The sequence below is a fragment of the Streptomyces sp. ISL-11 genome (genome assembly GCF_018614525.1).
Taxonomy (GTDB): Bacteria; Actinomycetota; Actinomycetes; order Streptomycetales; family Streptomycetaceae; genus Streptomyces.
In genome coordinates this window covers 1-24,969 of record NZ_JAGGOL010000033.1, presented here as the reverse complement: position 1 = coordinate 24,969, position 24,969 = coordinate 1, and the positions used below count along the sequence as shown (strand labels likewise).

Below are 24,969 nucleotides of genomic sequence, written 5' to 3'. Positions count from 1 at the left end.
CCGCATCACAGGTCAACAGGGGTAGGTGATGAACTTCGGGGCAAGCTGGACCTATGCCGCACTACACCTCGTACGACACAGCGGAACTCTCCTACCGCGTACGGGAGCCGCGCGACGGCTCCGGCGCCGCGTCGCCGCCCCTGATCTGCCTGGCGGGCGGCCCGGGGCGCGACGCCGCGTACCTGGGGGATCTCGGTGGCCTGGACGCCCACCGCCGCCTCGTCGTGCCCGACAGCCGGGGCACGGGCGGATCGCCGCCGGCGTCCGACCCGGCCGGCTACGCCTTCCCGGCCCTCGCCGAGGACCTGGAGGCCCTGCGCCGCCACCTCGGCGTGGAGCGGTTCGCCCTCCTCGCCCACGACGCCGCGTGCGCGACGGCCCAGGCGTACGCGGCCACGCACGGCGAGCACCTGACCCATCTGGTCCTGGTCGCCCCCGGATCCCGCCTCCAGGGCGAACTCCCCACCGACGCGGAGGAGATCTTCGAGTCCCGCGCCACGGAGGACTGGTGGACCGACGCGTACGTCGCCGTCCACACGCTGCCGACGGTCACCGACCTCACCGAGGTCCGCGACCTCCTCCGCCGCGCGGCCCCCATGGCCTACGGCCGCTGGGAGGCCCCCCAGCAGGCCCACGCCGCCACCGAGCCCGACCAGCTCGGCCCGGTCCCCCGCGCCGGCTTCTGGCAGGGCATCGACGAACCCGCCCGCCTGGCCCTCCTCGACCGCCTGCGCCGCACCACCGTCCCGGCCCTGGTCATCACGGGCGACCGCGACGCGGTCTCGGGCATGCGGGCGGGCGAGTTCGTGGCGGCGTCCCTGCCCACGGCGGTCCTGCGCCCGCTGCACGGCGTGGGCCACTACCCGTGGGTGGACGAACCGGAGATGTTCCGCCCACTGGTGGAGGAGTTCCTCACGACGTGACCCTCGTGTCTCTCGTGAACGCGGCATGTCGGTCGCATGGCGGCGCGGCGGAAAGCGTTGAGCGGGCTCGGGATGCCTCCTAAAGTCATGAGGGAAGGCACGGACTTGGCCGTGTGCCCGAGTGGTTGAGGGACTCGCCTGCAAAGCGAGTTACGCGGGTTCGATTCCCGCCACGGCCTCTGAACGAGATCACGGTCCCGGACGGCCAGCTTCTTGGCATGACCGACTGTTCGTGGGGTCCAGGGCCTGTCGCCACCGGCCTGCTGGTAACGTCGCGCTCTTCGCCGGTGTCGGCCGCGCGGAGTTCCCTGGCAGGTCCCGGCATGTCCGACCCCCTCGCACTCGACCCCTACTCGATGTGGCGCGACGCGCTCGCCGAGGTGGACGAGGTCTTCGCATCGCCACCCGGGCTCGACCGTCCGGTCGGCGGGTGCACGTTCTGCACTCCGGAGTCGGAGCTCCGCGTTCTCGGCGGTGACCCCGCCGATGTGCCCGACGATCTCCTCGGGCACTTCATGCGCGAGGTCGCCAGCCACTGGAACGAGGACCAGTACCCCGTCCTGTGGCGCCGCTTCATCCCTCGGGCCTTGCGCCGCTGGGGCCCGGACGGGAACTGTCCCGACCCGTCGGAGGAGATGGGGCGCCTCGGCCTCCAGGGTGCCCGGCTCGCGGACTGGCCCGCGGCCGAGCGCGCCGCGGTCGAACGGGCCTTCCGGGCGCTGCTGCACATCGCCGTGACCGACGGCCGGCCGGACTGGGATATCACCGATCTGACCGAGGGAATCGCCCATGCGACAGGTGACCTGGAGCCGTGGCTGGAACACATCGCCAGGCTCGCCGGTCCCGAAGCGGACGCCGGCGTGGTCCGCCTCGCCTTCGGCTGGGCCACCGACCTCCTTTGGGGAGACCTGGAGTTCAACGGGTGGTACGACGGCGACCCGCAGCTCATCGCCGCCTGGCTGCCCAGCCTACGCACCCGCATAGCGTCCTTCGCCGCGCGGCACCCCCGCTGCAAGAACGCATCCGACGCACTGATCGCGATCGACGCGATCGACGCGATCGAGGCCGACGGCTGGGGCCCCTGGCTCCACCCCTACGACATGCGCACGCTCGGCGGCCCTGCGCTCGTCCACCAGGACTGAGACCAACGGCCGGGCGAGCCGCGACCTGTTCGACCCTCCGCCGCGCCGGCGCATCCCTTGAGTCCGGCGTGCGAAAACTTTCCCGGCAGCCGCGAGCGACCGCTCGCGTACCAGCACCGCCCCAGCGGTCGCCATGGGCTCCGCTCATGATCGGCCGGACGAGGGCGGCCTGGTGGACCGTGCCGGCCAAACGGCGAATGCCGGGTTCGTCGCTGGGAACATCGGGGCGCTTACCCGCCCCCTCCACATACTGCGGGAGAGGGCGGTTCAGAGCGGAGAGGGGCACGAGCTCAGTCCGCCGAGGCGGCCATCAGCGCCGCCACGAGGCGTCCCACCACTTCCGGCCGTGCTCCACCCAGCTGGACGAGTTCGCCGCCGGTGGCGGCATGCTCCACCCGGAGAGACGGCAAGCGAATGCCGTGACGTCGCAGCTCCTTCCGCAACGCCAGACAAACGGCGTGTGCGGTCTCAGAGCCGGGCATAGTTCAGCGCCGCCTCCCGCGAGATGACCACCCACATCTTGCAGCCGCCCAGCGGCGCACCGGCCTCGTCCAGGCCGCAGAGGCCACCGCAGGCGTCGATGACAGCGTCGAGCATGGACAGCGCTTCCCGCCGCCGTTCCCGGCAGGCTTTGTCGCCGCCCTCCGCGTGCGCCGGGTGCCGGTCGAACACGGTCAACCGCAGCACGCCGAACCGCCACCGCACGGAGAGGCTCACGCCATGGCCCGGCGTGAACAGGTAGGCATTCGCCAGTAGTTCGGACGCGGCCAGCGTGCCGAGTTCAGCCATGTGGGCGAGCCCGTGGCCGGAGAGCAGGCGCCGTACCACGCTCCGGGTCATGGACAGGCAGTACGAGCTGTCGGGCAGCCCGAAGGAGTAGTCGAGGTTCGCCGGGCCCGGCACGAGCTGAGCGGCTGGCACGGCGTCGGGCAGACAGGGTGGGTTGTTGTTCACGCGGTCAACTCCAAGCGCTTTCGCGGGTGGGGGAGTTCTCGCACGCGGACAGGAACCGGTGGCCTGCCTCCCTGGGCGCGGACACACCTCACCCCAGGGAAGGTGGGCATGCTCGCGCGGTGCACTTCCGGCGCCACGGCGTGTGAGCGAAGCGATACCGAAGGTAGCGCATCAGCGGAGTACCGTCCCAGGTGTTCGGAGAACCGTGCTCCACGATGGATCGACCGCCTGCGCGCAGGCACACTGTGTCCGTACGGAGAGAGGTGACATGCCGCCAATCAGCACCCCTACTGTTCGTCAACGCCGCCTCGGTGCTGAGCTGCGCAAGCTCAGGGAGGCCGCAGGGATCTCGACACAGGAGGCCGCCGCCCTCCTCGGCGTCAACCGCACGCGCATCCCGAACATCGAGGCCGGCCGGTTCAGGACCAGCCCGGAGCGGGTGCGCACGCTCGCGACAAACTACGGCTGCACAGATACTCAGCTGGTCGAAGCGCTGGTCGACATCACCAAGGAGCGCGGCAACCATTGGTGGGAGTCCTACCGAGAGTTGCTGCCACCGGCCTTCTTGGACGTGGCCGAATTGGAGCACCACGCCACCGCAATGCGGATGTTCGTCATGGTGCACATCCCGGGCCTGCTTCAGACTGCCGAACACGCACGGGCGGTCTTCGAAAGCTCACTGCTCCCCCTGGCCCGTGACGAAGTCGAGCTACGGGCCATGCATCGCATGCGTCGCCAGGAGGTCCTCACCCTCCGAAGGAATCCACCGAAGTACACCGCGATCGTCCACGAGGCTGCCCTGCATATCCAGTTCGGCGGACCCAAGGTCGCTCGGGAGCAGTTGAATCACCTCCTCGACATAAGCGAGCGGGACAACAACGTCACCATCCGCGCCATCCCCTTCGGCGCCGATGGCTTCGCCGGCCCCGGCCAGCCCATCTTCTACGCCAACGGCCCGGTCCCCCAGCTGGACACGGTCCAGCTGGACAGCTTCCACGGCTCTACCTTCATCGACTCCCACACGGATCTGGCGGACTACCGAGCCCTGCTCGACAAGATGGAGGCCTTGTGCCTGCCCGAGAACAAGACGCGCGATCTCATCCATGGCATCGCCCAAAAACTCTGAAGGTGAGAACAAGATGAGCGAGATCCGCTGGCAGGAGCCGTTGTGCGGCGGGAACGGTGGAAACACCTGCATACAGATCGGCCACACGGCAGATGGCACCCCGATACTTCGCGAGACGGCCCACCCGAGCGAAATGGTAACCACCACCCGCGAGGGCTTGGCCTACTTCATCGAAGCGGCCAAGCGCGGCGAGCTCGACCATTTGGTTTGAGGTACTGCTTGACGGGCTGAAGACTGCGCTTCGGCGAGAACGCATCACGGCACTTCAACAACGGAATCGCCCAGCAGCTCTGAAGGGACACACGCCATGTCCGAGATCCAGTGGCAGGAACCAGTCTGCGGTGGCGGCGGCAACGCGTGCCTCCAGATCGGTCACTGCCCCGACGGCACCTCTGTACTCAGAGAAACCGCCCGCCCGCACGAACTCGTCACCACCACCCGCGAGGGCCTGCGCAATCTCATCAGCGCCGCGAAGCGCGGCGAGCTCGACCACCGGCTGGAAGAACGCCTCTTCCAGACCTAAAATCCGCGAGCCTCGGTACCGCCTCCTCCATTAGGGCCGGATCCGGCAGATGCCAGGTGCGTTCCAGCCTCCGGCTGGAATTGGGCAAGCGTCATCGCGAAGTGTCTCCTGGTGAGGTGAGGTGGGGTCAGGCTCGGCGGCGGCGGGTGATGACTACCGGGACGGCGATTCCCGCGGCGGCCGCCGCGGCTACGCCTAGGCCGATGCCGGTCCACATGAGGGCCTTGCCCGCGTTGGAAGCCGACTCTTCGCGCGGCGGCATGGCGCCCGTGGGCTTGGACGGGGTCGGATTCGGTGAGTTGTCAGCCTCGGTGGGCGAGCCGGGAAGCGGGTTCACGTTCGCCGGGCCCGGGTCGCCCGGGTCCTTCAGAGCGATGCGGGGGCGGACGGCGCCGTAACCGATGGAGTCCGTGCGCTTCTCGCCGGTCGTGGCACCGCCGGCGGTGTTGATGAGCACGCGGGTCACCTGGTTGGCGGTCCAGTTGGGGTGCACGGACCAGATGAGGGCGGCGGAGGCGGAGGCGAGGGCGGTGGCCGCGCTGGTGCCATGACTTCTGCACAGTTCGCTGCCGCCTGCGCACGCTGAGACGATTTCTTCGCCAGGGGCGGCAAGGTCTACTTGGGGGCCGGACTGGGACTCCTTGGTCGACGTACCGTCCCTACTGATCGCGGACACGCCCACAACCCCCGGTGAAGCGGCCGGGTACTCGGCAGCGTTGCCCTTCTCGCCGCCGTTCCCGACAGCCGCAAAGATGAGCTTTCCCTTTGCGAGCGCGTATCGAACGGCTTCCGAGATTTCCTTACTGTCCGATTCCTGCCCCATCGAAATATTGAGAATCTTTGCGTCTGAGTCGGCGGCGTACCGAATAGCAGCGCTGACCGTAGCCGAGAAGCCCCGAGCGGCCTCGGCTTCATTCTTCGCTTCCGAGCCATCGGTCACCCGTAGCGGCAGGATTTTGGTGCCAGGTGCAAGTCCGAAGGATCCATCCCGGTCCGAGCGCTTGCCGCTGCCCGCGATGAGCGCCGCGATGGTCGTGCCGTGCTGGAAGGAATCGGTGTGTGCGTCGCCTCCCTGCCCTGTGAAGTCCTTCCCCTCGAGCACCTGTCCGTCGAGATCAGGCAATGTGGCATCCACGCCCGTGTCGATGACAGCGACAGTGATGCCTCTTCCGGTACTGACTTCCCACATCTCGTCCGCGTGCATGGCATCGAGGTACCACTGCTGCGAGCGAACAGTGTCGGCATGCGCCAATGGGGCTGCTGTTCCCGTCAACAACAGCCCCAGGGCGCCGGCCACCCCTCGCACTCTCCACGTACGTCGTCGTTCTGCGCTGGCGCCCATGTTCTTTCCTCTTGAAGGGAGTGACATCACTCGATGACAGGCGGAACCACGCGACGGTTCGTCTGGCGCCACGTCTCTTCCTCTTCAACCAAGTAATCCGAGCGCCGACTGCCGCTACGGCGCTGAGGCGCCGCCGCAGCTCCGCCGGTAGCAGGAGGCACGCCGTGCATACCGACCCCCGAGGAAGAGTTGTTGCCGCGAACCAGCCCCGACCCTCCTGGTGTGAAGGGCGCAGCAGCCGCTGACCCGCCACGGCTTCCGGGAGGCCCACCAACAACGCCTCCTGGAGGCCCAGCAGCGTATCGGCCGCGTTGGCTGCCCGCCGGGGCGCCTGGGTTCGCTCCGCCGAACCCACCGGCGCCAGAACCGTAAGCCATGGGTGGGGTCCCCTTCCCATGACTCGGCTCCGTACCAATGACCGTGCCACGAGGGAGAGAGCCGCTCGTCCCCTCCGGTCGGGGAGACATCGGGCGACCACCAACTACGCCGGTGTCCGGCACTCGGGGGACGGGCAAGCCGGGGCGCATTCCCATGGGCGCTGGTCTATCGGGACCGAGGGGACGGGGTGACGGCAGTCCGGGCCTTCCGTTGATCGGCCCGGTGCCTCCCGGAAGCGGCAAGGACGGGGCAGGGCGTGGCTGCAAACCAATGTCGTGAGGCAGGCCACCTTCGACAGGGAGGGCAACTGAGGGCCTCTCGGACGGCACGGTCGGAGTACTCGGCAGTGGCCCGACACTGTCAATGTCCGTGCCGATGTGGTGTTCGGGCACGGGCACCCGAGCCCTGGGATCGTGCGGTCCCCGGCCAGTTGTCGGTCCTCCCCTGTCCAGCGTTGAGGGAACCGACGCGACAACGCCTGGCGCATCCCCATCCACCCGACTACCGGTGTACCCCTCTGCCCCACTCGGACCGCCGGTTTGGATATGGTCAGATCCAATGCGCGGGCGTGTCGGGGGCGGAACCACCTCCGGCGGGATCACCGGAAAGTTCGGCCTCTTAGCCGCCGTAATCTGCCGCCCCGACTCCTGATAGGACTCCGCCAGCGCCTTCATCAGCTCCGCCGCCTCCGCATGCGCCTTCTCCATGCGCTGCTGGGCGTCGAAAGCCTGGCGCTGGGTCGGGCCCTGCAGCGAGAGGCCCTGGTCGGTGGCGACCGACAACGGTGGGGGGATCTTGCCCATCGGCTGCGGGTGGTGTTCCAGGTAGGCGTCGACCACCGCCTTGTCCTCCGTGGAGAACTTCGGCATGCGCGTGGCGCCGCCCAGCGTCGTCGCCGCGAAGGACAGCCACATGCCGGCCGTCGCGGCGTACTCGCCCAGGAGGATCGCCTGGTTGCCCATGGTGGCGCCCCACTTGCGGAACGCCGTTCCGCCCTCGCCCTCCCACTGGACCCGGTCCACATGGCGCTTGAGGTCCTCGCCGATCTTCTTGATGGCGTGGGCCGCGCCCTGCAGCTGCAGTTCGGTCATCGTGACGCGGTGGACGTCCGCGTGCTCGACCATCGCCTGGAGCTGCTCGTGCGGGAAGGGGTGGAAGTCGTTCGCGAAGACGGCTTGAGGAAGGCGTGGGCCGGGCTGCGGCGGGGCGATCCTGTCCGGCGCGATCCTGTCCGGAGCCGGTTCAGCCATGGAGGGTCATCGTCCTTCGTTCGGGGCTGCGGCGTGGTGGCGCGACGTCACATATGGGCCTGACTGCGGGAGGAGGAGGGCGGACCGTGCTCGGTCTTCGCCCGCTTCGCCTCCGGGTCGCGGCTCGGGTCGTAGTGCCGCTTGAGCTCGTTCTGGATCGCCCACATGCGGTCGCGCACGTCCACGTCCGTGTTGGCGTAACCACCGTGTGCGTCCCGCACGGCCACGCTCAGTGCCTCGATCTGGTCGTTGAGGAGCTGGGAGAGGGTCGTCAGGTCGGCGTGGACATCGTGGTAGATGTCGTAGAAGACCTTCGCCGCCGTGAAGCCCGTCCCCAAGTGCTCCTGGTTCAGGCGGCCTTCGGTGATACGTGTCGGCGCCGCCTCCGACTCCCCCAGCGTCGTGATGATCTCGTCGACGCGCCCCCGGAAGACCTTCAGCGACGCCAGCTCCGCCGCCATGCGGCCCTGCGGTGAGTTGTCCGTCATGCGCGCCCCATCACTGCTTCCGCCCCAACACCCCGGCATCAGGTGTAACTTCACGCTACACATTACTGCCGGGCAGTGACAGGCACGTGAGTACCCGTACTCAGGTCCCCGTCGCCACCGCCGCCTGGGGGCGGATCGGGAGGCGGTTGACCGGGCGGCCCGTGGCCGCGCGGACCGCCGCGGCGACCGCCGCCGGGGACGTGACGACCGGGACCGCGCTGATGGCCTTCGCGCCGAAGGGGGCGACGACGTCGCGTTCCTCGACCAGCTTCACGATGCGGATGTCGGGGGTGTCCAGTGACGTCGGCAGGGCGTAACCCGTCAGGTCCGGGCGCCGGACCAGGCCGGCCGACGTGCGGAGGTTCTCCGTCAGGGCCGCGCCGACGCCCTGCGTGACGCCGGCCTCGATGCGGGTGCGGGCCTGGGCCGGGTTCAGGACGCGGCCCACGTCCTGGGCGACGGCCATCTCGACCACGCGCACCGAGCCGAGCTCGACGTCGACGTCGACGACCGCGCGGACGGCGCAGAAGGCGATGCCGACGAACGCGTCGCCCTGGCCCGACTCGTCCAGCGGCTCCGTCGGGTGGGGGCGGCACTGGGCGGTGGCCCAGAGTTCCTTGCCCTCCAGGGCCTCGTGGACCGTGGTGCTCAGGACGCCGTCGTACGACGTGATCCTGCCGTCCGCGATGGTGAGCAGTTCCGCGGACATGCCGAACTGGGCGGCCAGGGGCTGCAGGAGCTGGGTGCGGACCATGCGCGCGGCCCGCTCGACCGCGCCGCCCGAGACCCAGGTGTGGCGGCTGTGCGCGCCGGGGCCGCAGGGGGGCTGGTCGGTGTCGACGGGGGCGATGTAGACCTCGTCGATGCCCAGGACCTCCTGGACGATCTGGCGGGCGAGCGTCGAGAAGCCCTGGCCCGACTCGACCGCCGCGCAGATGACCGTGGCGACCGAGCCCGTCACCTTGACCGTGGCCGTGGAGACCTCGTCCGTGCCCTCCGCGCCGAGCATGTGGACCATGCCGAGGCCGTAGCCGACGCCGCGCCGCACCGCGCCCGGTTCGCCCGCGCCCTCGGGGCCGCCGGGCAGCAGCCACGCCTCGTCCGGGTCGTCGAGGGGGAGCGCGGGAAGGGGGTAGTCGCGCACAGCGCGCAGGAGTTCGGCGACCGGGGCCGGGCAGGTCACCGTCTGGCCGGTGGGCAGCAGGTCGCCGGTCGCCAGGACGTTGCGCAGCCGCAGCTCGGCCGGGTCCATGCCGAGCCGGGCGGCGAGCTTGTCCATCTGCCCCTCGTACGCGGCGCACACCTGCATGGCGCCCTCGCCGCGCACATGGCCGGACGGGGGGTTGTTGGTGCGTACGGCCCAGCCTTCGACGAAGGCGTGCGGGACGACGTACGGGCCGCAGGCGAAGGCCACGGCCGCGGCCAGCGCCTCGGCGGAGGAGTCGGCGTACGCGCCCGCGTCCAGCAGGATCTGCGCCTCGACCTTGACCAGCTTGCCCTCGGCGTCGGCGTGGTGCCGGTAGCGCAGCAGCGTCGGGTGGCGGTGCGGGTGGCTGAGGAAGGACTCCTCGCGGGTCGCGGCGAGCTTGACCGGGTGGCCGGTGCGCAGGGCCAGCAGGCCCAGCGGCAGCTGGGTGCCCGGGTCCTCGCGGTCGCCCATCGCGCCGGGGACGCCCGTGACGACGACCTTGACCCGCTCGGGCTCCAGGCCGAAGCAGGCGGCGGCGAGGTCGCGGTCGGCGTGCGGGTCGGTGGAGGCGGTGTAGATCTCCACGCCGCCGTCGGGGCGCGGCACGGCGAGGCCGGCCTCGGCGCCGATGGGCGCGGGGTCCTGGCGGCCGATGCGGTAGAGGCCCTCGACGACGACCTCGCCGGTGGCCTCGGGGTCGCCGAAGCGCAGCGGGATGTGGCGGATCAGATTGCCGTCCGGGTGCAGCGGCTCGGCGGAGAACGCCTGCTCGGGGTCGGTGACCGGCTCCAGGAGCTCGTACTCGACGGCGATGGCGGCGGCGGCGAGCCGGGCGGTGTCGGGGTGGTCGGCGGCGACGGCGGCGATCGGCTCGCCGTGGTGGCGCACGATGTCGGAGGCGAAGACGGGCCGGTCGGCGACGCGGCGGCCGTGGGCGGCGTCGCCGGGGACGTCGGCGTGGGTGACGACGGCCCGTACGCCCGGCATGTGGGCGGCCTCGGAGGTGTCGATGGACAGGATGCGGGCGTGCGGGTGCGGGGAGCGCAGCACGGCGGCCCACAGCAGTCCCTCGGCCCACAGGTCGGCCGCGTAGGGGTAGATGCCCTGCGCCTTGGCGGCCGCGTCGGCGGCGGGCAGGGACGCGCCGATGCCGTGCGGCGGGGACGCGACGGCGTCCGGCGTGAAAGGTGTGGTGACGGTGGCCATGGAGCCGAGGCCCTCGGCCGCGCCGGCCGTACCCGCCGCTCCGCCCATGCCGCCCATGCCGCCCGTCCCCGTCATTCCGCTGCCCTTCCGCTGCCGCCGCCGTGCGGACCCGCCTGGTGCGGGATACGTGCCTGGTCGGACTGGTCCGCTCCCGGCTGCGCTTCGTCCTGTGCCGCGGACGCCTCCGCGCGCTCGTCGACGACCTGGCGGACGGCGTCGAGCACGCCCCGGTAGCCCGAGCAGCGGCAGAGGTTGCCGCAGATGGCCTGACGGGTCTCCAGCTCGGTCGGGGCGTGGTTGCCCTCCAGCAGGTCGTGCATGGTCATGGCCATTCCCGGCACGCAGAACCCGCACTGCACCGCGCCGCAGTCGGCGAGGGCGCGCTGGACGTCGGAGGGCCGGCCGTCGGTGGCCAGGCCCTCGACCGTACGGACCTCCGAGCCGGCCGCGGTCGCCGCGGGCACGAGGCAGGAGGCAACCAGGCGCCCGTCGACCTGTACGGAGCAGGCGCCGCACTCGCCCTGCGAGCAGCCGTCCTTGGCGCCGGCGAGGCCGAGGCGCTCGCGCAGTACGTACAGGAGCGATTCGCCGATCCAGGCGTCGGTCACGGGCCGGTCGGTGCCGTTGACGCGCAGGACGTACGAGGCGCAGGGGTGCTCGGTGTGGAAGGGCGCGGAGAGGGGGCCGAGGTCGTCCGGACCGTCGATGTCGTGCGGACCGTCGAGGCCGTCAGGACTCTCCAGGTGGGCGCCCGGCATCTCGATGGGCTCAGCTTCCCGCAGTGCCGGCTCCGCTGGAGCGGGCTCCCCCGGGGCCGCGTCGTCCGGGAGTTCGGCCGACGCGGGTGCCACCGGCTCGGGCTCGGGCTCCCGCAGCGGCTCCGGCTCGGGCTCGGGCTCGCCCGGACGCGCTTCCGCGTCGCCCGCGTCCGGTGCCGCCTGCTGGACCGCCTCGGGCGTCCACGCGTCGGTCGGATTATCGCTCGTACCAGTGACCCCGCCGGCGGCTCCGGGGGCGGAAGCGGAAGCGGAGGGAGATGCCTGGGCCATGGCTGTGGGCGCCTCGGGGGCCCCCACGGCGGCCGCACCCGCAAAGGCGTCCAGCGGGTACTCCCCGGACTCCTCCGGCGTGTCGCCGGGCGCAACCGGAATCGACCACTGGCCGGTCGAGCCGGTGTCGGCACCCAGCGGGCCGCCGGCCGACGCGACGGCCGGCACCGCGTCCGGCACCGGCTGCTCCCACGCGTGGGCGCCGCCGGCCGGCTCCGGCCACGTCATGCCGTGGCCGTCGGTGTCCTGCGGGCCGTTCGTCGCGTGCACGAGGTATTCGCCGGACTCGTCCACCGGGTCGTCCCCGGCGGCCGGAACGGTCCAGTGGCCCTGGTCCTGGCCTTGCGGTTCGCCCGTGTCGGCGGGTGTCTCCCCGCCGAACGGCATCGCCCACTCCGCCGTGGCGTGCGGATCCGCGCCGCCGGCCTGGGCCGATGCTTCCGGGCGCGGAGGCTCGTAGGACGCCGCCGCCTGGGTGTCCCACTCCCCCGTCCACCGCTGTTCCTGCGCCGGGGCGTGGGCGAGCGGCTGCTGCCAGGGCTCGCCCACCGGCGGGGTGTAGCCGCCCGCGCCGGTCGCGGCCAGCGGGTCCCAGGCGCCGGTGCCGGCCGGCGCGGTGCCCGGGTGGGCGAGGAGTTCCGGCGGGAGCTGGAGGAAGGTCGTGCCCTCGTCGTACTCCGCGCCGCGCGGGATCGGCTGCCAGCCGCCCGGGCCGGCGGTGCCGTTGTGTCGCTGCTGTTCGTCACTCACGCGAGTGCCCTCCCCAGTGCTCGGCGGGCCAGAGTCGCCACCGTACGACGCAGGTGCAGCGCGGCGGGCGGCAGGGTGCCCGGCTCGCCACCGTCGGGGGCGGGCGCGGGGTCGGGGATGCAGGCGGCGGCCACGTAGTCGCCGAAGGCGGTGCACGCCTCGGGCGCGAGGGTGCGCTCGCCGTCCCAGTCGATGAGCGAGGCGACCCAGTGTTCGGCGTCGAGCGGGCGCAGCGGCATCTGCGCGACCGCGCCCACCGCGCACCGCACGTTGCGCCGGGCGGGGTCGAGGACGACGGCGACGGAGGCGACGGCGCGGCCGGGTCCGGTGCGGCCGGTGGCCTTGAGGAAGGTCTGGGGGGCGTGCAGCAGGGGCACCCGGACGTAGCCGATGAGCTCGCCGGGGAGCAGCATGTCGAAGCCGGTGAGCAGGTGGCCGACGGGGATCTCGCGGCGGCCGCCGCCGGGGCCCGCGATGACGAGGGTGGCCTCCAGCGCGGCGAGCACGGGCAGGGCGTCACCGGTCGGGGCGGCGGAGGCGATGTTGCCGCCGAGGGTGCCGGCGTTGCGGATCTGGGGCGGTCCGGCGGCGCGGGCGGCGGCGGCGAGGGCCGGGATGAGGGCGGCGAAGTCGGGCCGGCCCATCCGGGCGTGGGTGAGACCGGCGCCGAGCAGGGCGTGGCCGTCCTGGTACTGCCAGCCGCGGATCTCGCTGATGCGGCCGAGGCCGACGAGGGCCGCGGGCCGCAGGAGCCCGGAGTTGACGGCGGCCATCAGATCGGTGCCACCCGCGACGGGCACGGCGGCGGGCATGGCGGCGAGTGCCGCCACGGCCTCGTCGAGCGAGCCCGGCAACGTCACCGTGTGCGCCGCCTGCGGTGCGTGCGTGGTCAACCCAGCTGCCCCTTCCCCGGTGATCCCCGACTGTGCCTGATCCGCCTGATCCCGCCGTACGGTACGTGCTGTCGGCCCGGACGTGGCAACTCTGGCACATCTTCCGACTCCGCCGTCGCGAGGGTCCGCGAACCGCTGGTCCGTCCCGGGCCTGGCGAATGGTCCGGTTTTCTACCCTGTCTCCCCTGTGCGCGCATTGGCATGATCGGTGGATAATCAAGGGGACTTGTACGACTTACGGGGTGTACGGCGGAGCCACCGTGCCGACCGGCCGGAACGGCGGCGGGGGCTCGCGCCGCGGCTCACACGTTCGGGGGCGGCCCCTCGATCGGGCGTCCGAGGACGCCGGGGCGGCGCTGCCAGGGCCGCGGGCCGCCGGGCGGGCGGTAGTCGACGCCGAGGGCATCGAGGCGGGCGTAGTGGACGGACATCCGGCGCTCGAAGCCGGCGAAGTCGCGGTCCTCGGGGGCCGGCAGCGCGGACCAGGCGACCTCGGCGAAGGCGGCCAGGCGCGGGAACGCCTGGTAGTCGACGCGCCGCTGGTCCTCCATCACCTCGCTCCAGAGGTTGGCCTGGGTGCCGATGACCCGGGCGGCCTCGGCACCGGTGAGCTCCGGCGGGACGGGCTCGAAGCGGTAGACGTCCTCCAGGGTGCGGACGTATCCGATGGGTACGGGCTCGTCGGGTCCGTCGGCCTGCCGGTGGTCGAGGTAGACGCGTTGCTCCGGGCACATGATGACGTCGTGTCCGGCGCGCGCCGCGACGATGCCGCCGGCGTAGCCGCGCCAGGAGGAGACGGTCGCGCCCGGCGCCAGGCCGCCCTCCAGGATCTCGTCCCAGCCGACGAGTCGCCGGCCGCGTTCGGCCAGCCACCGGTCGAAGTGCCGGATGAACCAGCTCTGCAGCCCGTCCTCGCCGGCCAGGCCCTCCGCCTCGATCCGGGCGCGGGCCGCCGGGGACGCCCGCCACTGGTCCTTGGGGCACTCGTCGCCGCCGATGTGGACGAAGGGCGAGGGGAAGAGTTCGAGGACCTCGGTGAGGACGTTCTCGTAGAAGGCGAGGGTGGTGTCGGTGGGGGCGAGGACGTTCGGACTGACGCCCCAGGTGTCCCAGACGGAGAGGGCGGTGGTGTCGACGACGTCGGTGTTGCCCAGTTCGGGGTAGGCGGCGATGGCGGCCTGCGAGTGTCCGGGAATGTCGATCTCGGGTACGACGGTGATGTGCCGCTCGGCGGCGTACGCGACGATCTCCCGGATGTCGTGCCGCGTGTAGTAGCCGCCGTGCGGCCGCTCGTCCCACAGCGGGGACGCCCGGTGCCCGAGCTTGGTGCGCGTACGCCAGGCACCGACCTCGGTCAGCCGGGGACAGCGCTCGATCTCGACGCGCCAGCCCTGGTCGTCCGTCAGGTGGAGGTGGAGGACGTTGAGCTTGTGCGCGGCAAGCAGGTCGAGATAGCGCAGCACGCCGTCCTTGGGCAGGAAGTGCCGGGCGACGTCGAGGAGGACGCCGCGCCAGGCGAAGCGGGGCGCGTCCTCGATGACGACCGCGGGCAGCTGCCAACCGGTCCGGCGCGTGACGGGCGCCCGCCGGAAGGCTTCGGGCCCGAGCAGCTGACGGAAGGTCTGGGCGCCACGGAAGACGCCCGCCTCACTGGCACCGGCGATCTCGACGAGGTAGCCGTCGACGGCGACGCGGTGCGCCTCGGGTCCGTGCTCCTCGCCGAGTTCGGGCAGGATCCGCAGCAGGACGCGGCTCCAGCCGTCGCGGTGCGGCGCCAGGGGCAGCCCGGTGGCGGCGCCGACGGTCGCGCGCAGCCAGCGGGCCACGCGCTCGGTGCCGGGCCGGGCGTCGATCTCCGTGTCCTCGTCGATCTCGAAGCCGACGCCGCCGGGCAGCGCGTCGTGGATCCGGCGGGGAGCGGGGATCAGGCCGTAGGCGACGTCGTTCACGGGTTCATTCCTTCACCGCTCCGCCCAGGCCCGCGACGAGCCCGCGCTGTACGAGTACGAAGAAGACCAGCACCGGGATCGTCATCAGGGTGGATGCCGCCATGATGCCTCCCCAGTCGTTGCCCTCGTCCTTGAAGAAGACGAGGAGCGCCATCGGCAGGGTCGAGTTCTCGGTGGCGCTGATGATGAACGACTTCGCGAACAGGAAGTCGTTCCAGGTGGAGATGAAGGAGAAGACGCTCGTCGCCACCAGTCCGGGGAAGACGAGCGGGAAGAGGATCCGCCACAGGAAGCGGGCGCGGCTCGCGCCGTCGAGGTACGCCGCCTCCTCCAGCGTCTCGGGTACGGCCCTGACGAAGCCGCGCAGCATCCAGATCGCGAAGGGCAGCGAGAAGGCGATGTGCGGCAGCACCAGCGAGCCGAGGGTGTTGAGCCCGACGCCGGGGACGGTGTCGCCGAGGTCGCGCATCAGGAAGAACAGCGGAATGGTCAGGGCTTCGACCGGCACCGTCTGCGCGATGAGGAACATCAGCAGCAGGGTCGTACGGAAGCGGAACCGGAAGCGGGTGACGGCGGTGGCCGCCAGGAAGGCGACGAGCGCGGAGACGACGACCACGACGGCCGCGACGAGCAGGCTGTTGAGGAAGTACCGCCCGAAGTCCTGCTGGTCGAAGACGCGCCGGAAGGCGTCCAGGGAGGGGTCGAGGGTCCAGGGGCGCGGCCGGTCCGAGCGCACCTCACCGGCCGGTTTGAAGGCCGACAGGACCATCCAGTAGAGCGGGAAGGCGACCACGGCGGCGACGAGCAGCGCGGTGGCCTCGGCCGCCGCCCGCCCGGGGCGGCGGCCGCGGTGCGGGCTCATATGTCCTCCCCCCGGCGCCGCAGCAGGCGCAGGTACACGAGCGTGAAGGCCAGCAGGATCAGCAGCATGACGACCCCGATGGCCGAGCCGAGGCTGTACTGCGAGGAGGCGAACGCCTTCTGGTAGGCGTAGACGTTGAGGGTGAGGTTCTGCCCGGCGACGCCACCGCCGTTGGTCATCACATAGATCTGCGTGAACACCTTGAAGTCCCAGATGACCGACTGGACCGTGACGACGACCAGGATCGGCCTGAGCAGGGGTGCCATGACATCGCGCCAGATCCGCCAGGGGGAGGCGCCGTCCAGGGCCGCCGCCTCCAGCACGTCGCCCGGAATGGCCTTGATGCCGGCGTAGACGGTCACCATGACGAAGGGGAAGGAGCACCAGACCACTTCGAGGAGGACGAGCGCGAAGGCGCTGTAGCGGTCGTAGGTCCAGGAGTGGCCGTCGAAACCGGACAGGCCGAGCCACGTCAGGGCCTTGTCGACGGGGCCGAGGTCCGGGTCGAAGAGGAAGAGCCACACCGTCGAGCCGGTGACCGCGGGCGTTGCCCAGGCGCCGAGCGCGGCGAGCGTCAGCGCCAGCCGCGGCAGGGCCCGTACGCGCGTGAGGAGCACGGCCAGGGCGCAGCCGGTGGCGAGGGTGGCCAGGACGCAGGCCGCGGCGAAGACGACGGTGGCGGCGAGGACCTGCCGGAACTGGCTGTCGCGGAAGAGCTCGGCGTAGTTGCCGAGCCCCTGGAAGGAGGTGGGCTCGCCTCCGCTGACCTGTGCCTGCGTGTATTCGAGGAAGGAGATGAGGCCGAGCTGGTAGACGGGGTAGACCAGCAGCCCGCCGAGCAGGACGAGGGCGGGGGCCAGGTAGAGCCAGGGCGTCCAGGTGCCCGGCCGGCGGCCCGCGCGGGGTGCGGTGGTCCCGGCGGCCGTCATCCGCGGAACGCCTCGTTCATCTTCTTGGCGGCCCGCGCCGCCGCGTCGTCCACGCTCCTGCGGCCGCTCACGATCTCCTGGAACATGACCGGCAGCACCTGCCCGGCGTCGATGGCGGCCCAGGCGGGTGTGGTGGGGACGAACGCGGCGCCGGCGTCGAGGGTCTTCACGAAGGGCGCCACGAAGGGCTCGCGGCGGGCCGCCGCACGGCGCACGTCGGTGTAGGTGGGCAGAAAGCCCATGGCGTCGAAGAGTTCGGCCTGGGTGTGCTTGCCGGTGAGCGTCCGCATCAGGCCGACGGCGAGGGTGCGGTGGGAGCTGCTCTTGAGTACGCCGAGGTTGTTCCCGCCCGCGAAGGCCGGCGCGATCTGTCCCTCTCGCAGGCCGGGCAGCGGTACGACCGCGTAGGCGCCCTTGACCTTCCCGTTCTCCACGGCCCGGTGGCTGAAGTCGCCGCCGATGGCCATGGCGGCCTTGCCGGACGCGAACGCCTCGACGGTGGCGTTGCCGCCCATCTGCGCGCAGGTGCTCGGTGGGCAGTTGTGGTCGCCGAAGAGCGCGGTGTAGGCGACGATGCCCTTCTTCGCCTCCCCGCCGGTGAGGGCGGAGGTGTAGCGCCGGCCCTTCTTCCGGGCGAGGTCGCCGCCGTGCGCCCACAGGAACGGCAGGGCGCCGTAGGTGTACGCGCCGCCGACGGCGAGCCCGTACAGCCGCGGCCGCGCCTCGTGGACGCGCCGGGCGGTGGCGGCGAGCTCCGCCAGGGTGCGGGGCGGCCGCAGGCCGAGGTCGCGGAAGACGTCGGTGCGGTAGTACAGCGCCCGTACGCCCACGAACAGCGGGGCGCCGTAGATCTTTCCGTCCACGGTCACCGAGCGGCGGGCCGCGGGGTCGGTGTCCCGGGCGTCGGGCCATGCGGCGAAGTCGGCCGTGACGTCGGCCAGCCCGCCGTCCTTCACATAGCCGGCGGTGTCGGTGTTGCCGTACTCGACGAGGTCGGGAGCGCTCCGGGGATCGTTGAGCGCGGCCTTGATCCTCTGGGCGCGGGACTCGACGGGGATGTAGGTGACGTCGGCCCGTACCCCGCGGTGGTCGCGGAGGAAGGCCGCGACGGCCCTGTCGACGACGGCCGCCTTGGGCCGGTTGTCGACCTCGCGGAAGAGCCAGATCCGCAGGGTGCCGGTCGCCCGGTCGCCTCCCCCGGCGGGGCGGGCGGTCGAGGGCGCGCAGGCCGCGGCGCCCGCGAGCAGGGCGAGGACGAGGAGTCCGGCCAGGGCCGAGGCCCGGATCCGGGCGCAGGGCGACGGCTGTGACGCCATGGGCTCCCCTCCCACATCACAGGGCGTTGCAACATGCGCAACGCGCGTTTCGCTCTGCACAACTGAGAGGAGATTAAGGGCCGTCGCCCGGCCCGACAAGAGCGAACGGCCCCCGGAGCGCGGTGACGCGCTCCGGGGGCCGTGGAATCCGGGAGGAGGATCCGGAGGGAGAAGGGGAGGGAGGTGGGCTACTTCTTGTCGCCCTTGCCGCCCTTGTCCTTGTCGCCGCCGGCGCCCATGCCCTCGAAGATCTCCTTGCACATGGGGCAGACCGGGTACTTCTTCGGGTCGCGCCCGGGGACCCAGACCTTGCCGCACAGGGCGACCACCGGGGATCCGGAGAGCGCGCTCTCCATGATCTTGTCCTTCTGGACGTAATGGGCGTAGCGCTCGTGGTCGCCGTCGCCGTGCGACACCTGCGGCGTCGGCTCTACGAGGGTGCCGGTCCCTGCCCCGCGCTCGGGCTCAAGAGTGCTCATGGTTTCCAAGAGTACTGGGGTGCGGCGCCATCAGCTGAGCCCCGGGGAGTGTCGGCCGCCAGGCCGCGCGGGCGGCCCCGCGTCAGTTGAGGCTGGGGTCGTCGGGGTAGGTGGCGACCATGGCCAGTTCGTTGCGCTGGCGCCGCAGCACCGCGCGCCACAGCTGGCCCGGATCGGGCGAGGAGACGTCGCCCGGCTCGGACTCGACCACGTACCAGGCGCCCTCGACGAGCTCGTCCTCCAGCTGGCCGGGGCCCCAGCCCGCGTAGCCGGCGAAGATCCGCAGCGAGCCCAGCGCCGCCGCGAGCAGCTCCGGCGGGGCCTCCAGGTCCACCAGCCCGATGGCGCCGTGCACGCGCCGCCAGCCGAGCGGGCCGTCGCCGGCGGCCGGCTCACCCTTCTCGTGGGCCTCCCCCGGCACCACGCCCACGCCCAGCGCCGAGTCCAGCGAGACGGGACCGCCCTGGAAGACCACCCCCGGCTCGCCGGCGAGGGCCGCCCAGGATTCCAGGATGTCGGCCACGCCCACGGGCGTGGGACGGTTGAGGATCACGCCGAGGGAGCCCTCCTCGTCGTGATCGAGGAGCAGCACCACCGCACGGTCGAAATTGGGGTCGGCGAGCGCCGGTGTCGCGACAAGCAGCCGTCCTGTGAGCGAGGACACCTCGGACATGGGCACATGATCCCGCATTTCGGGCCCGGGCGGAGGGTGGACGGCAAGTCCAGCGGAAAGGGCTCGCCGCGCCGATAACCGGTAGCGACCATTCCATTAACACAGCGTGTTGTTGCCAATCCATGACATGGCTGGAGCCCCCTCGTGCATGCAGGAAGGCCCTCCGGTCGCATTACCCTTTCTTCTTGCCCCCTGCCCAACTCCAGGAACGCGAGATCCATGACCGGCCCTGACGATGTACTGCTTGTCCACGGCGGCACCCCGCTCGAGGGCGAGATCCGTGTCCGCGGCGCGAAGAACCTCGTGCCGAAGGCCATGGTCGCCGCGCTGCTCGGCAGCGGACCCAGCCGGCTGCGCAATGTCCCCGACATCCGCGACGTGCGCGTCGTCCGGGGCCTGCTCCAGCTGCACGGCGTCACCGTGCGCCCCGGCGACGAGCCCGGCGAGCTGATCCTGGACCCCTCCCACGTGGAGAGCGCCAACGTCGCCGACATCGACGCGCACGCCGGCTCCTCGCGGATCCCGATCCTGTTCTGCGGCCCGCTGCTGCACCGGCTGGGCCACGCGTTCATCCCGGGCCTGGGCGGCTGTGACATCGGCGGACGGCCGATCGACTTCCACTTCGAGGTGCTGCGCCAGTTCGGCGCGACGATCGAGAAGCGCGAGGGCGGCCAGTACCTGGAGGCCCCGCAGCGGCTGCGCGGCTGCAAGATCCGCCTGCCGTACCCGTCGGTCGGCTCGACCGAGCAGGTGCTGCTGACCGCCGTCCTGGCGGAGGGCGTCACCGAGCTGTCCAACGCGGCCGTCGAGCCGGAGATCGAGGACCTCATCTGCGTACTGCAGAAGATGGGCGCGATCATCTCCATGGACACCGACCGCACCATCCGCATCACCGGTGTGGACTCGCTCAGCGGTTACAACCACCGCGCGCTCCCGGACCGCCTGGAGGCGGCCTCCTGGGCGTCGGCGGCGCTGGCCACCGAGGGCAACATCTACGTCCGCGGCGCGCAGCAGCGGTCGATGATGACCTTCCTCAACACCTACCGCAAGGTCGGCGGCGCCTTCGAGATCGACGACGAGGGCATCCGCTTCTGGCACCCGGGCGGCCCGCTCAACGCGATCGCGCTGGAGACCGACGTCCACCCCGGCTTCCAGACGGACTGGCAGCAGCCGCTGGTCGTGGCCCTGACGCAGGCGGCGGGCCTGTCCATCGTCCACGAGACGGTGTACGAGTCCCGCCTCGGCTTCACGTCCGCGCTCAACCAGATGGGCGCGCACATCCAGCTCTACCGCGAGTGCCTCGGCGGGTCCGCCTGCCGCTTCGGCCAGCGCAACTTCCTGCACTCGGCGGTCGTCTCCGGCCCCACGAAGCTGCAGGGCGCCGACCTGGTCATTCCCGACCTGCGCGGTGGCTTCTCGTACCTGATCGCGGCGCTGGCGGCGCAGGGCACGTCGCGTGTCCACGGCATCGACCTGATCAACCGCGGCTACGAGAACTTCATGGAGAAGCTGAAGTCTCTGGGCGCGAACGTGGAACTCCCGGGCGGTTCGGCGGCCTGACGGACCGCATCCCCGGCCGGACCCACGCCCGGCTGGGGGTCCCGGACAAGCCGAGTCGTTGCCCGGCAACGCCGTCTGACGCCCCGTAAGCGCCTGTACGAGCCATTCAAGGCCCGTACAGGCGCTTTCGTGCACTCCAGCGCTCCTGACGCCCCGTAGGGCCCCTACAGCCCCTCCAGGCCCCTCAGGGCGCACCCGCACACGCCCGGAGCAACCGAAAGGGCGGCCACCCCCCAGGGGTGGCCGCCCTTCGCGCTGTCAAGGGACTTACTTGCCCTTGGCGGCTTCCTTGAGCTTGGAGCCCGCGGAGACCTTCACGCTGTAACCGGCAGCGATCTGGATCGGCTCGCCCGTCTGCGGGTTACGAGCGGTGCGAGCGGCACGGTGGGTGCGCTCGAAGGTCAGGAAGCCGGGGATGGTGACCTTCTCGTCGCCCTTGGCGACGATCTCGCCGACGGTCTCGGCGAGCGCGGCCAGAACGGCGTCGGCGTCCTTGCGGGTCACCTCGGCGCGGTCGGCCAGCGCGGCCACCAGCTCACTGCGGTTCATGTTGTACTCCCGTGTTCTTCTTGCCATTGAGGCGTGAGATCGAAGCCGATGCTGCCAGGGCCCTCGGACAGTCCCCGGACCCGGGTCTGTTGCCAGACCCTCGCGCCCGGTTACGCATCCTGCCCCCACCAGTGGCGGGAAAGCCAATCCGGCACCCTGGAGAGTCACACGGAAAGCGGCACAGCCTCGGATACAGCCGCATTTCCGCGGCCTGATTTCTGCCCGTCACCTTATGGGCAGGTCGCGGGCCCGAAGGCCCGCGACGCGCCGTCGTCAGACGGTCGTGGTGCCCGTCACAGCCGCTCCGGCGGCCTTCGCGGCCTCCCGGACGGCACCCGCGACGGCTCCGGCGACCTTCTCGTTGAAGACGCTGGGGATGATGTAGTTCGCGTTGAGCTCGTCCCCGCCCACGACGTTCGCCAGGGCGCCCGCGGCGGCCAGCATCATCTCGGTGTTGACGGTGCGGGACTGGGCGTCCAGCAGGCCGCGGAAGACGCCCGGGAAGACCAGCACGTTGTTGATCTGGTTGGGAAAGTCCGAGCGGCCGGTGGCGACCACGGCGGCGGTCTGGCGGGCGATCGCCGGCTCCACCTCGGGGTCGGGGTTGGCGAGCGCGAAGACGATCGCGCCGTCGGCCATCGCGGCCACGTCCTCGCCGGTCAGGACGTTGGGGGCCGAGACGCCGATGAAGACGTCGGCGCCGTGCACGGCCTCCTTCAGCGTGCCGGTGATGCCCTCGGGGTTGGTGTTGTCGGCGATCCACCGCAGCGCGGACTCCGGGCTCGCCGCGACCAGGTCGTGGCGGTCGGCGTGCACGACGCCGTGGATGTCGGCGACGACCGCGTGCTTGACGCCGGCGGCGATCAGCAGCTTCAGGATGGCCGTACCGGCCGCGCCCGCGCCGGACATGACGACCCGTACGTCACCGATGGCCTTCTCGACCACGCGCAGCGCGTTGGTCAGCGCGGCGAGGACGACAATGGCGGTGCCGTGCTGGTCGTCGTGGAAGACGGGGATGTCGAGGGCCTCGCGCAGCCGGGCCTCGATCTCGAAGCAGCGCGGCGCGGAGATGTCCTCCAGGTTGATGCCCGCGAAGCCGGGGGCGATGGCCTTGACGATCTCGACGATGGCGTCGGAGTCCTGGGTGTCCAGGCAGATCGGCCAGGCGTCGATACCGGCGAAGCGCTTGAAGAGGGCCGCCTTGCCCTCCATGACCGGCAGCGCGGCCTTGGGGCCGATGTTGCCGAGGCCGAGGACGGCGGAGCCGTCGGTGACGACGGCGACGGAGTTGCGCTTGATGGTCAGGCGCCGGGCGTCCTCGGGGTTCTCCGCGATCGCCATGCACACGCGGGCGACGCCCGGGGTGTAGATCATGGAGAGGTCGTCACGGTTGCGGATGGGGTGCTTGGACGCCATCTCGATCTTGCCGCCGAGGTGCATCAGGAACGTACGGTCGGAGACCTTGCCCAGCGAGACGCCCTCGATGCCGCGGAGCTTCTCCACGATCTCGTCGGCGTGGGCGGTGGAGGTGGCGGCGACGGTCACGTCGATCCGCAGCTTCTCGTGGCCCGAGGCGGTGACGTCCAGACCGGTCACCGAGCCGCCGGAGGACTCCACGGCCGTGGTGAGCTGGCTGACCGCGGTCCCGCTGGCGGGGACCTCCAGCCGGACCGTCATCGAGTACGAGACGCTTGGCGCCGTTGCCATGGCCGACTTCCTCTGCTTTCCCTTGTTTCACTCTGTGCACGTCCCATGGGTGCGCCCATGGGGTGGGGAAACGATGGTCGCACCTACCGGTCAGTAGGGGGTAACCAGGGCCATATTCCGGAAGGATCCTTCCGGAATACGGGAGCCTTCTCGCGAGCCTCCTGCCGCACGAACGCCGACGGGCGCCCTTCCCTCGGAGGTTTTCCCGAGAGGAAGGACGCCCGTACGGAACGTCTGGTGACACCGGCCCGCCATGCTCGCCTCGCGGCAAGTGGTCGCTCGAAGCGACTAAGGTTGGGCCCGGGGGCTTGGATCGAGCCGGTGCCATACCCAGGCTAACAAACCCCTCCGGGAAGTCATTCCTGTAGGGGAAGTTCGGTCCCGGCGGCGCCCGAAAACCCCGCGGACGGCCGCCCGCTCAGTCGCGCAGGAGGTCCGGCACCCCGTCCCCGTCCGGGTCGTCGCGCTCGCCCGAGAGCACCGTCAGCCGCTGGGTGGCCCGCGTCAGCGCCACGTACAGCACCCGCAACCCCGCCGGGGACTCGTCCGCGATCTCGGCGGGCGTGACCACGATCGTCGCGTCGTACTCCAGCCCCTTGGCCTCCAGGCTGCCCAGGACCACGACCCGGTCGCCGAGTCCGGCCAGCCAGCCGCGCGCCTCGGCGCGGCGCCCCATCGGCACGACCACGCCGACCGTGCCGTCGACGTCCGCGAGCAGGTGCAGCGCCTCGTCGCGCACGGAGGCGCCGAGGTCCGCGCCGGCCACCGCGAAGCGGGGCTCGACGCCGGTGGAGCGGACGGCCGCCGGGGACTCCATGCCCGGCATGGCCAGCGCCAGCACCTTGGCCGCCAGCTCGGCGATCTCCGCGGGGTTGCGGTAGTTCACCGTCAGCTGGAAGCGGCGGCGCTGGCGGGCGCCGAGCGCCTCGTCGCGGGCGGCGCCCGCCTCGTCCGGGTCGGACCAGGAGGACTGGGCCGGGTCGCCGACGATCGTCCAGGTGGCGGTGCGGCCCCTGCGGCCCACCATTCGCCACTGCATGGGCGTCAGGTCCTGTGCCTCGTCGACGATGACGTGGGCGTAGTCGCGGCGCTCGCGCTCCAGCCGCTCGGCGCGCTCGCGGCGCGACTCCGAGCGCTGGGGCATGAGCTCCTCCAGCCCGGTGAGCTGATCGAGCGGGTCGAGCTCGCGCGGCCGCTTGGGGAGGGCCGGGGCGCCGAGCAGCGTCTCCAGCTCGTCGAGGAGCGCCACGTCGTGCACGGACAGCGGGCCGCGGCCGCGCGCGTCCAGGCGCTTGAGGGAACGCGCCATGAGGCGGACCTCGCGCGGGTTGAGCACCCGGCGCGACCAGCGGGAGAGCCGGCGCTCGTCGGCCATCGCGGCGAGGACGCCGCGCGGGGAGAGCTCGGGCCACCAGGCGGCGAGGAAGGTGAGGAAGTCGTCCTCGGTGGAGATGTCCTCGTCGAACGCCTGCCGGGCCTCGGCGGCGAGCTCGGGGTCGGTGTAGCGCTTGGGGCCGCCCGCCCTGGACCACAGGGCGTCGAGGATCAGCCTGCGGGCGCGCGGGCGCAGCAGGTTGATGGGCGCGGTCCCGCCGAGGACGGCGTTGCGGATGCGCCTGAGGTCCTCGGGGCCCAGCTCCAGGCGGGCGCCGAAGGCGACCACGCGCAGCCGGTCGGGCTGCGCGGCGCCGCCCGGCGCGGGCGCGGCGGCGTCGTCGAACGACAGCTGCCC

22 protein-coding genes and 1 tRNA gene are annotated in these 24,969 nt (G+C 71.6%); 8 read left to right on the top strand and 15 right to left on the bottom strand.

What is annotated here, in order from left to right:
* Positions 1-53: 53 nt before the first annotated feature.
* The 3 genes from J7E86_RS09410 to J7E86_RS09400 all read left to right on the top strand — a co-directional run bounded on the left by J7E86_RS09410 (position 54) and on the right by J7E86_RS09400 (position 2,065).
* Entirely contained in the window at positions 54-923 is an 870-nt protein-coding gene (locus J7E86_RS09410) for an alpha/beta fold hydrolase (RefSeq protein ID WP_215081098.1), read from the top strand.
* Positions 924-1,030: 107 nt separating this feature from the next.
* Positions 1,031-1,102: transfer RNA gene (locus J7E86_RS09405), tRNA-Cys, on the top strand.
* A gap of 144 nt (positions 1,103-1,246) precedes the next feature.
* Entirely contained in the window at positions 1,247-2,065 is an 819-nt protein-coding gene (locus J7E86_RS09400; RefSeq protein WP_215081097.1) for a hypothetical protein, read from the top strand.
* Between the two features lie 468 nt (positions 2,066-2,533).
* On the opposite strand, the gene J7E86_RS09395 is transcribed toward J7E86_RS09400, so the two are convergent.
* On the bottom strand, positions 2,534-3,019 hold the full coding sequence (locus J7E86_RS09395; RefSeq protein ID WP_215081096.1) for an ATP-binding protein: 486 nt from the start codon (positions 3,017-3,019) through the stop codon (positions 2,534-2,536).
* A 268-nt stretch (positions 3,020-3,287) separates the two neighbouring features.
* On the opposite strand from J7E86_RS09395, the gene J7E86_RS09390 reads away from it, so the two are divergent.
* From J7E86_RS09390 to J7E86_RS09380, 3 genes are all read left to right on the top strand, one after another.
* Complete coding sequence (locus J7E86_RS09390; RefSeq protein ID WP_215081095.1) at positions 3,288-4,145, top strand: helix-turn-helix transcriptional regulator; 858 nt, start codon at positions 3,288-3,290, stop codon at positions 4,143-4,145.
* Positions 4,146-4,158: 13 nt separating this feature from the next.
* Positions 4,159-4,356, top strand: coding sequence for a DUF397 domain-containing protein (locus J7E86_RS09385; protein WP_215081094.1), 198 nt, complete (start codon positions 4,159-4,161; stop codon positions 4,354-4,356).
* Between the two features lie 96 nt (positions 4,357-4,452).
* Positions 4,453-4,668, top strand: a complete 216-nt coding sequence (locus J7E86_RS09380; RefSeq protein ID WP_215081093.1) for a hypothetical protein — start codon at positions 4,453-4,455, stop codon at positions 4,666-4,668.
* Positions 4,669-4,795: 127 nt separating this feature from the next.
* Here J7E86_RS09380 and mycP read toward each other — a convergent pair whose 3' ends face one another.
* Entirely contained in the window at positions 4,796-5,965 is a 1,170-nt protein-coding gene (gene mycP / locus J7E86_RS09375; protein WP_308312533.1) for a type VII secretion-associated serine protease mycosin, read from the bottom strand.
* Between the two features lie 1,445 nt (positions 5,966-7,410).
* On the opposite strand from mycP, the gene J7E86_RS09370 reads away from it, so the two are divergent.
* Complete coding sequence (locus tag J7E86_RS09370; RefSeq protein WP_215081091.1) at positions 7,411-7,701, top strand: hypothetical protein; 291 nt, start codon at positions 7,411-7,413, stop codon at positions 7,699-7,701.
* On the opposite strand, the gene J7E86_RS09365 is transcribed toward J7E86_RS09370, so the two are convergent.
* The 10 genes from J7E86_RS09365 to J7E86_RS09320 all read right to left on the bottom strand — a co-directional run bounded on the left by J7E86_RS09365 (position 7,686) and on the right by J7E86_RS09320 (position 19,421).
* Entirely contained in the window at positions 7,686-8,126 is a 441-nt protein-coding gene (locus J7E86_RS09365; RefSeq protein WP_215081090.1) for a hypothetical protein, read from the bottom strand. The genes J7E86_RS09370 and J7E86_RS09365 overlap by 16 nt on opposite strands.
* 100 nt (positions 8,127-8,226) lie before the next feature.
* On the bottom strand, positions 8,227-10,521 hold the full coding sequence (locus tag J7E86_RS09360) for a xanthine dehydrogenase family protein molybdopterin-binding subunit (RefSeq protein WP_251018893.1): 2,295 nt from the start codon (positions 10,519-10,521) through the stop codon (positions 8,227-8,229).
* A gap of 71 nt (positions 10,522-10,592) precedes the next feature.
* Positions 10,593-12,320, bottom strand: coding sequence for a 2Fe-2S iron-sulfur cluster-binding protein (locus J7E86_RS09355; protein ID WP_215081088.1), 1,728 nt, complete (start codon positions 12,318-12,320; stop codon positions 10,593-10,595).
* Entirely contained in the window at positions 12,317-13,213 is an 897-nt protein-coding gene (locus tag J7E86_RS09350; protein ID WP_215081087.1) for a xanthine dehydrogenase family protein subunit M, read from the bottom strand. The genes J7E86_RS09355 and J7E86_RS09350 overlap by 4 nt, the downstream gene beginning before the upstream one ends.
* 302 nt (positions 13,214-13,515) lie before the next feature.
* Entirely contained in the window at positions 13,516-15,162 is a 1,647-nt protein-coding gene (locus J7E86_RS09345; RefSeq protein WP_215081086.1) for a beta-N-acetylhexosaminidase, read from the bottom strand.
* A 4-nt stretch (positions 15,163-15,166) separates the two neighbouring features.
* Positions 15,167-16,024, bottom strand: a complete 858-nt coding sequence (locus J7E86_RS09340; RefSeq protein ID WP_215081085.1) for a carbohydrate ABC transporter permease — start codon at positions 16,022-16,024, stop codon at positions 15,167-15,169.
* The gene (locus J7E86_RS09335) at positions 16,021-16,953 is read right to left on the bottom strand and encodes a carbohydrate ABC transporter permease (protein ID WP_215081084.1); all 933 of its coding nucleotides are present in this window, start codon (positions 16,951-16,953) and stop codon (positions 16,021-16,023) included. The genes J7E86_RS09340 and J7E86_RS09335 overlap by 4 nt, the downstream gene beginning before the upstream one ends.
* Positions 16,950-18,269 (bottom strand): extracellular solute-binding protein, encoded by a 1,320-nt coding sequence (locus J7E86_RS09330; protein ID WP_215081083.1) that lies wholly within the window; start codon positions 18,267-18,269, stop codon positions 16,950-16,952. Before J7E86_RS09330 ends, J7E86_RS09335 begins: the two co-directional genes overlap by 4 nt.
* 188 nt (positions 18,270-18,457) lie before the next feature.
* Complete coding sequence (locus J7E86_RS09325; protein WP_215081082.1) at positions 18,458-18,748, bottom strand: DUF3039 domain-containing protein; 291 nt, start codon at positions 18,746-18,748, stop codon at positions 18,458-18,460.
* An 82-nt stretch (positions 18,749-18,830) separates the two neighbouring features.
* Positions 18,831-19,421, bottom strand: coding sequence for a YqgE/AlgH family protein (locus J7E86_RS09320; RefSeq protein WP_215081081.1), 591 nt, complete (start codon positions 19,419-19,421; stop codon positions 18,831-18,833).
* Between the two features lie 219 nt (positions 19,422-19,640).
* On the opposite strand from J7E86_RS09320, the gene murA reads away from it, so the two are divergent.
* Positions 19,641-20,981: a UDP-N-acetylglucosamine 1-carboxyvinyltransferase gene (murA, locus tag J7E86_RS09315; RefSeq protein WP_215081080.1), complete on the top strand. Its 1,341-nt coding sequence runs from the start codon at positions 19,641-19,643 to the stop codon at positions 20,979-20,981.
* Positions 20,982-21,248: 267 nt separating this feature from the next.
* On the opposite strand, the gene J7E86_RS09310 is transcribed toward murA, so the two are convergent.
* From J7E86_RS09310 to J7E86_RS09300, 3 genes are all read right to left on the bottom strand, one after another.
* Positions 21,249-21,530 (bottom strand): HU family DNA-binding protein, encoded by a 282-nt coding sequence (locus tag J7E86_RS09310; RefSeq protein WP_071961969.1) that lies wholly within the window; start codon positions 21,528-21,530, stop codon positions 21,249-21,251.
* A gap of 273 nt (positions 21,531-21,803) precedes the next feature.
* Positions 21,804-23,237, bottom strand: coding sequence for an NAD-dependent malic enzyme (locus J7E86_RS09305; protein ID WP_215081079.1), 1,434 nt, complete (start codon positions 23,235-23,237; stop codon positions 21,804-21,806).
* Between the two features lie 418 nt (positions 23,238-23,655).
* Positions 23,656-24,969: ATP-binding domain-containing protein (locus J7E86_RS09300; protein WP_215081078.1), on the bottom strand; the 1,314-nt coding region annotated here is incomplete at its 5' end.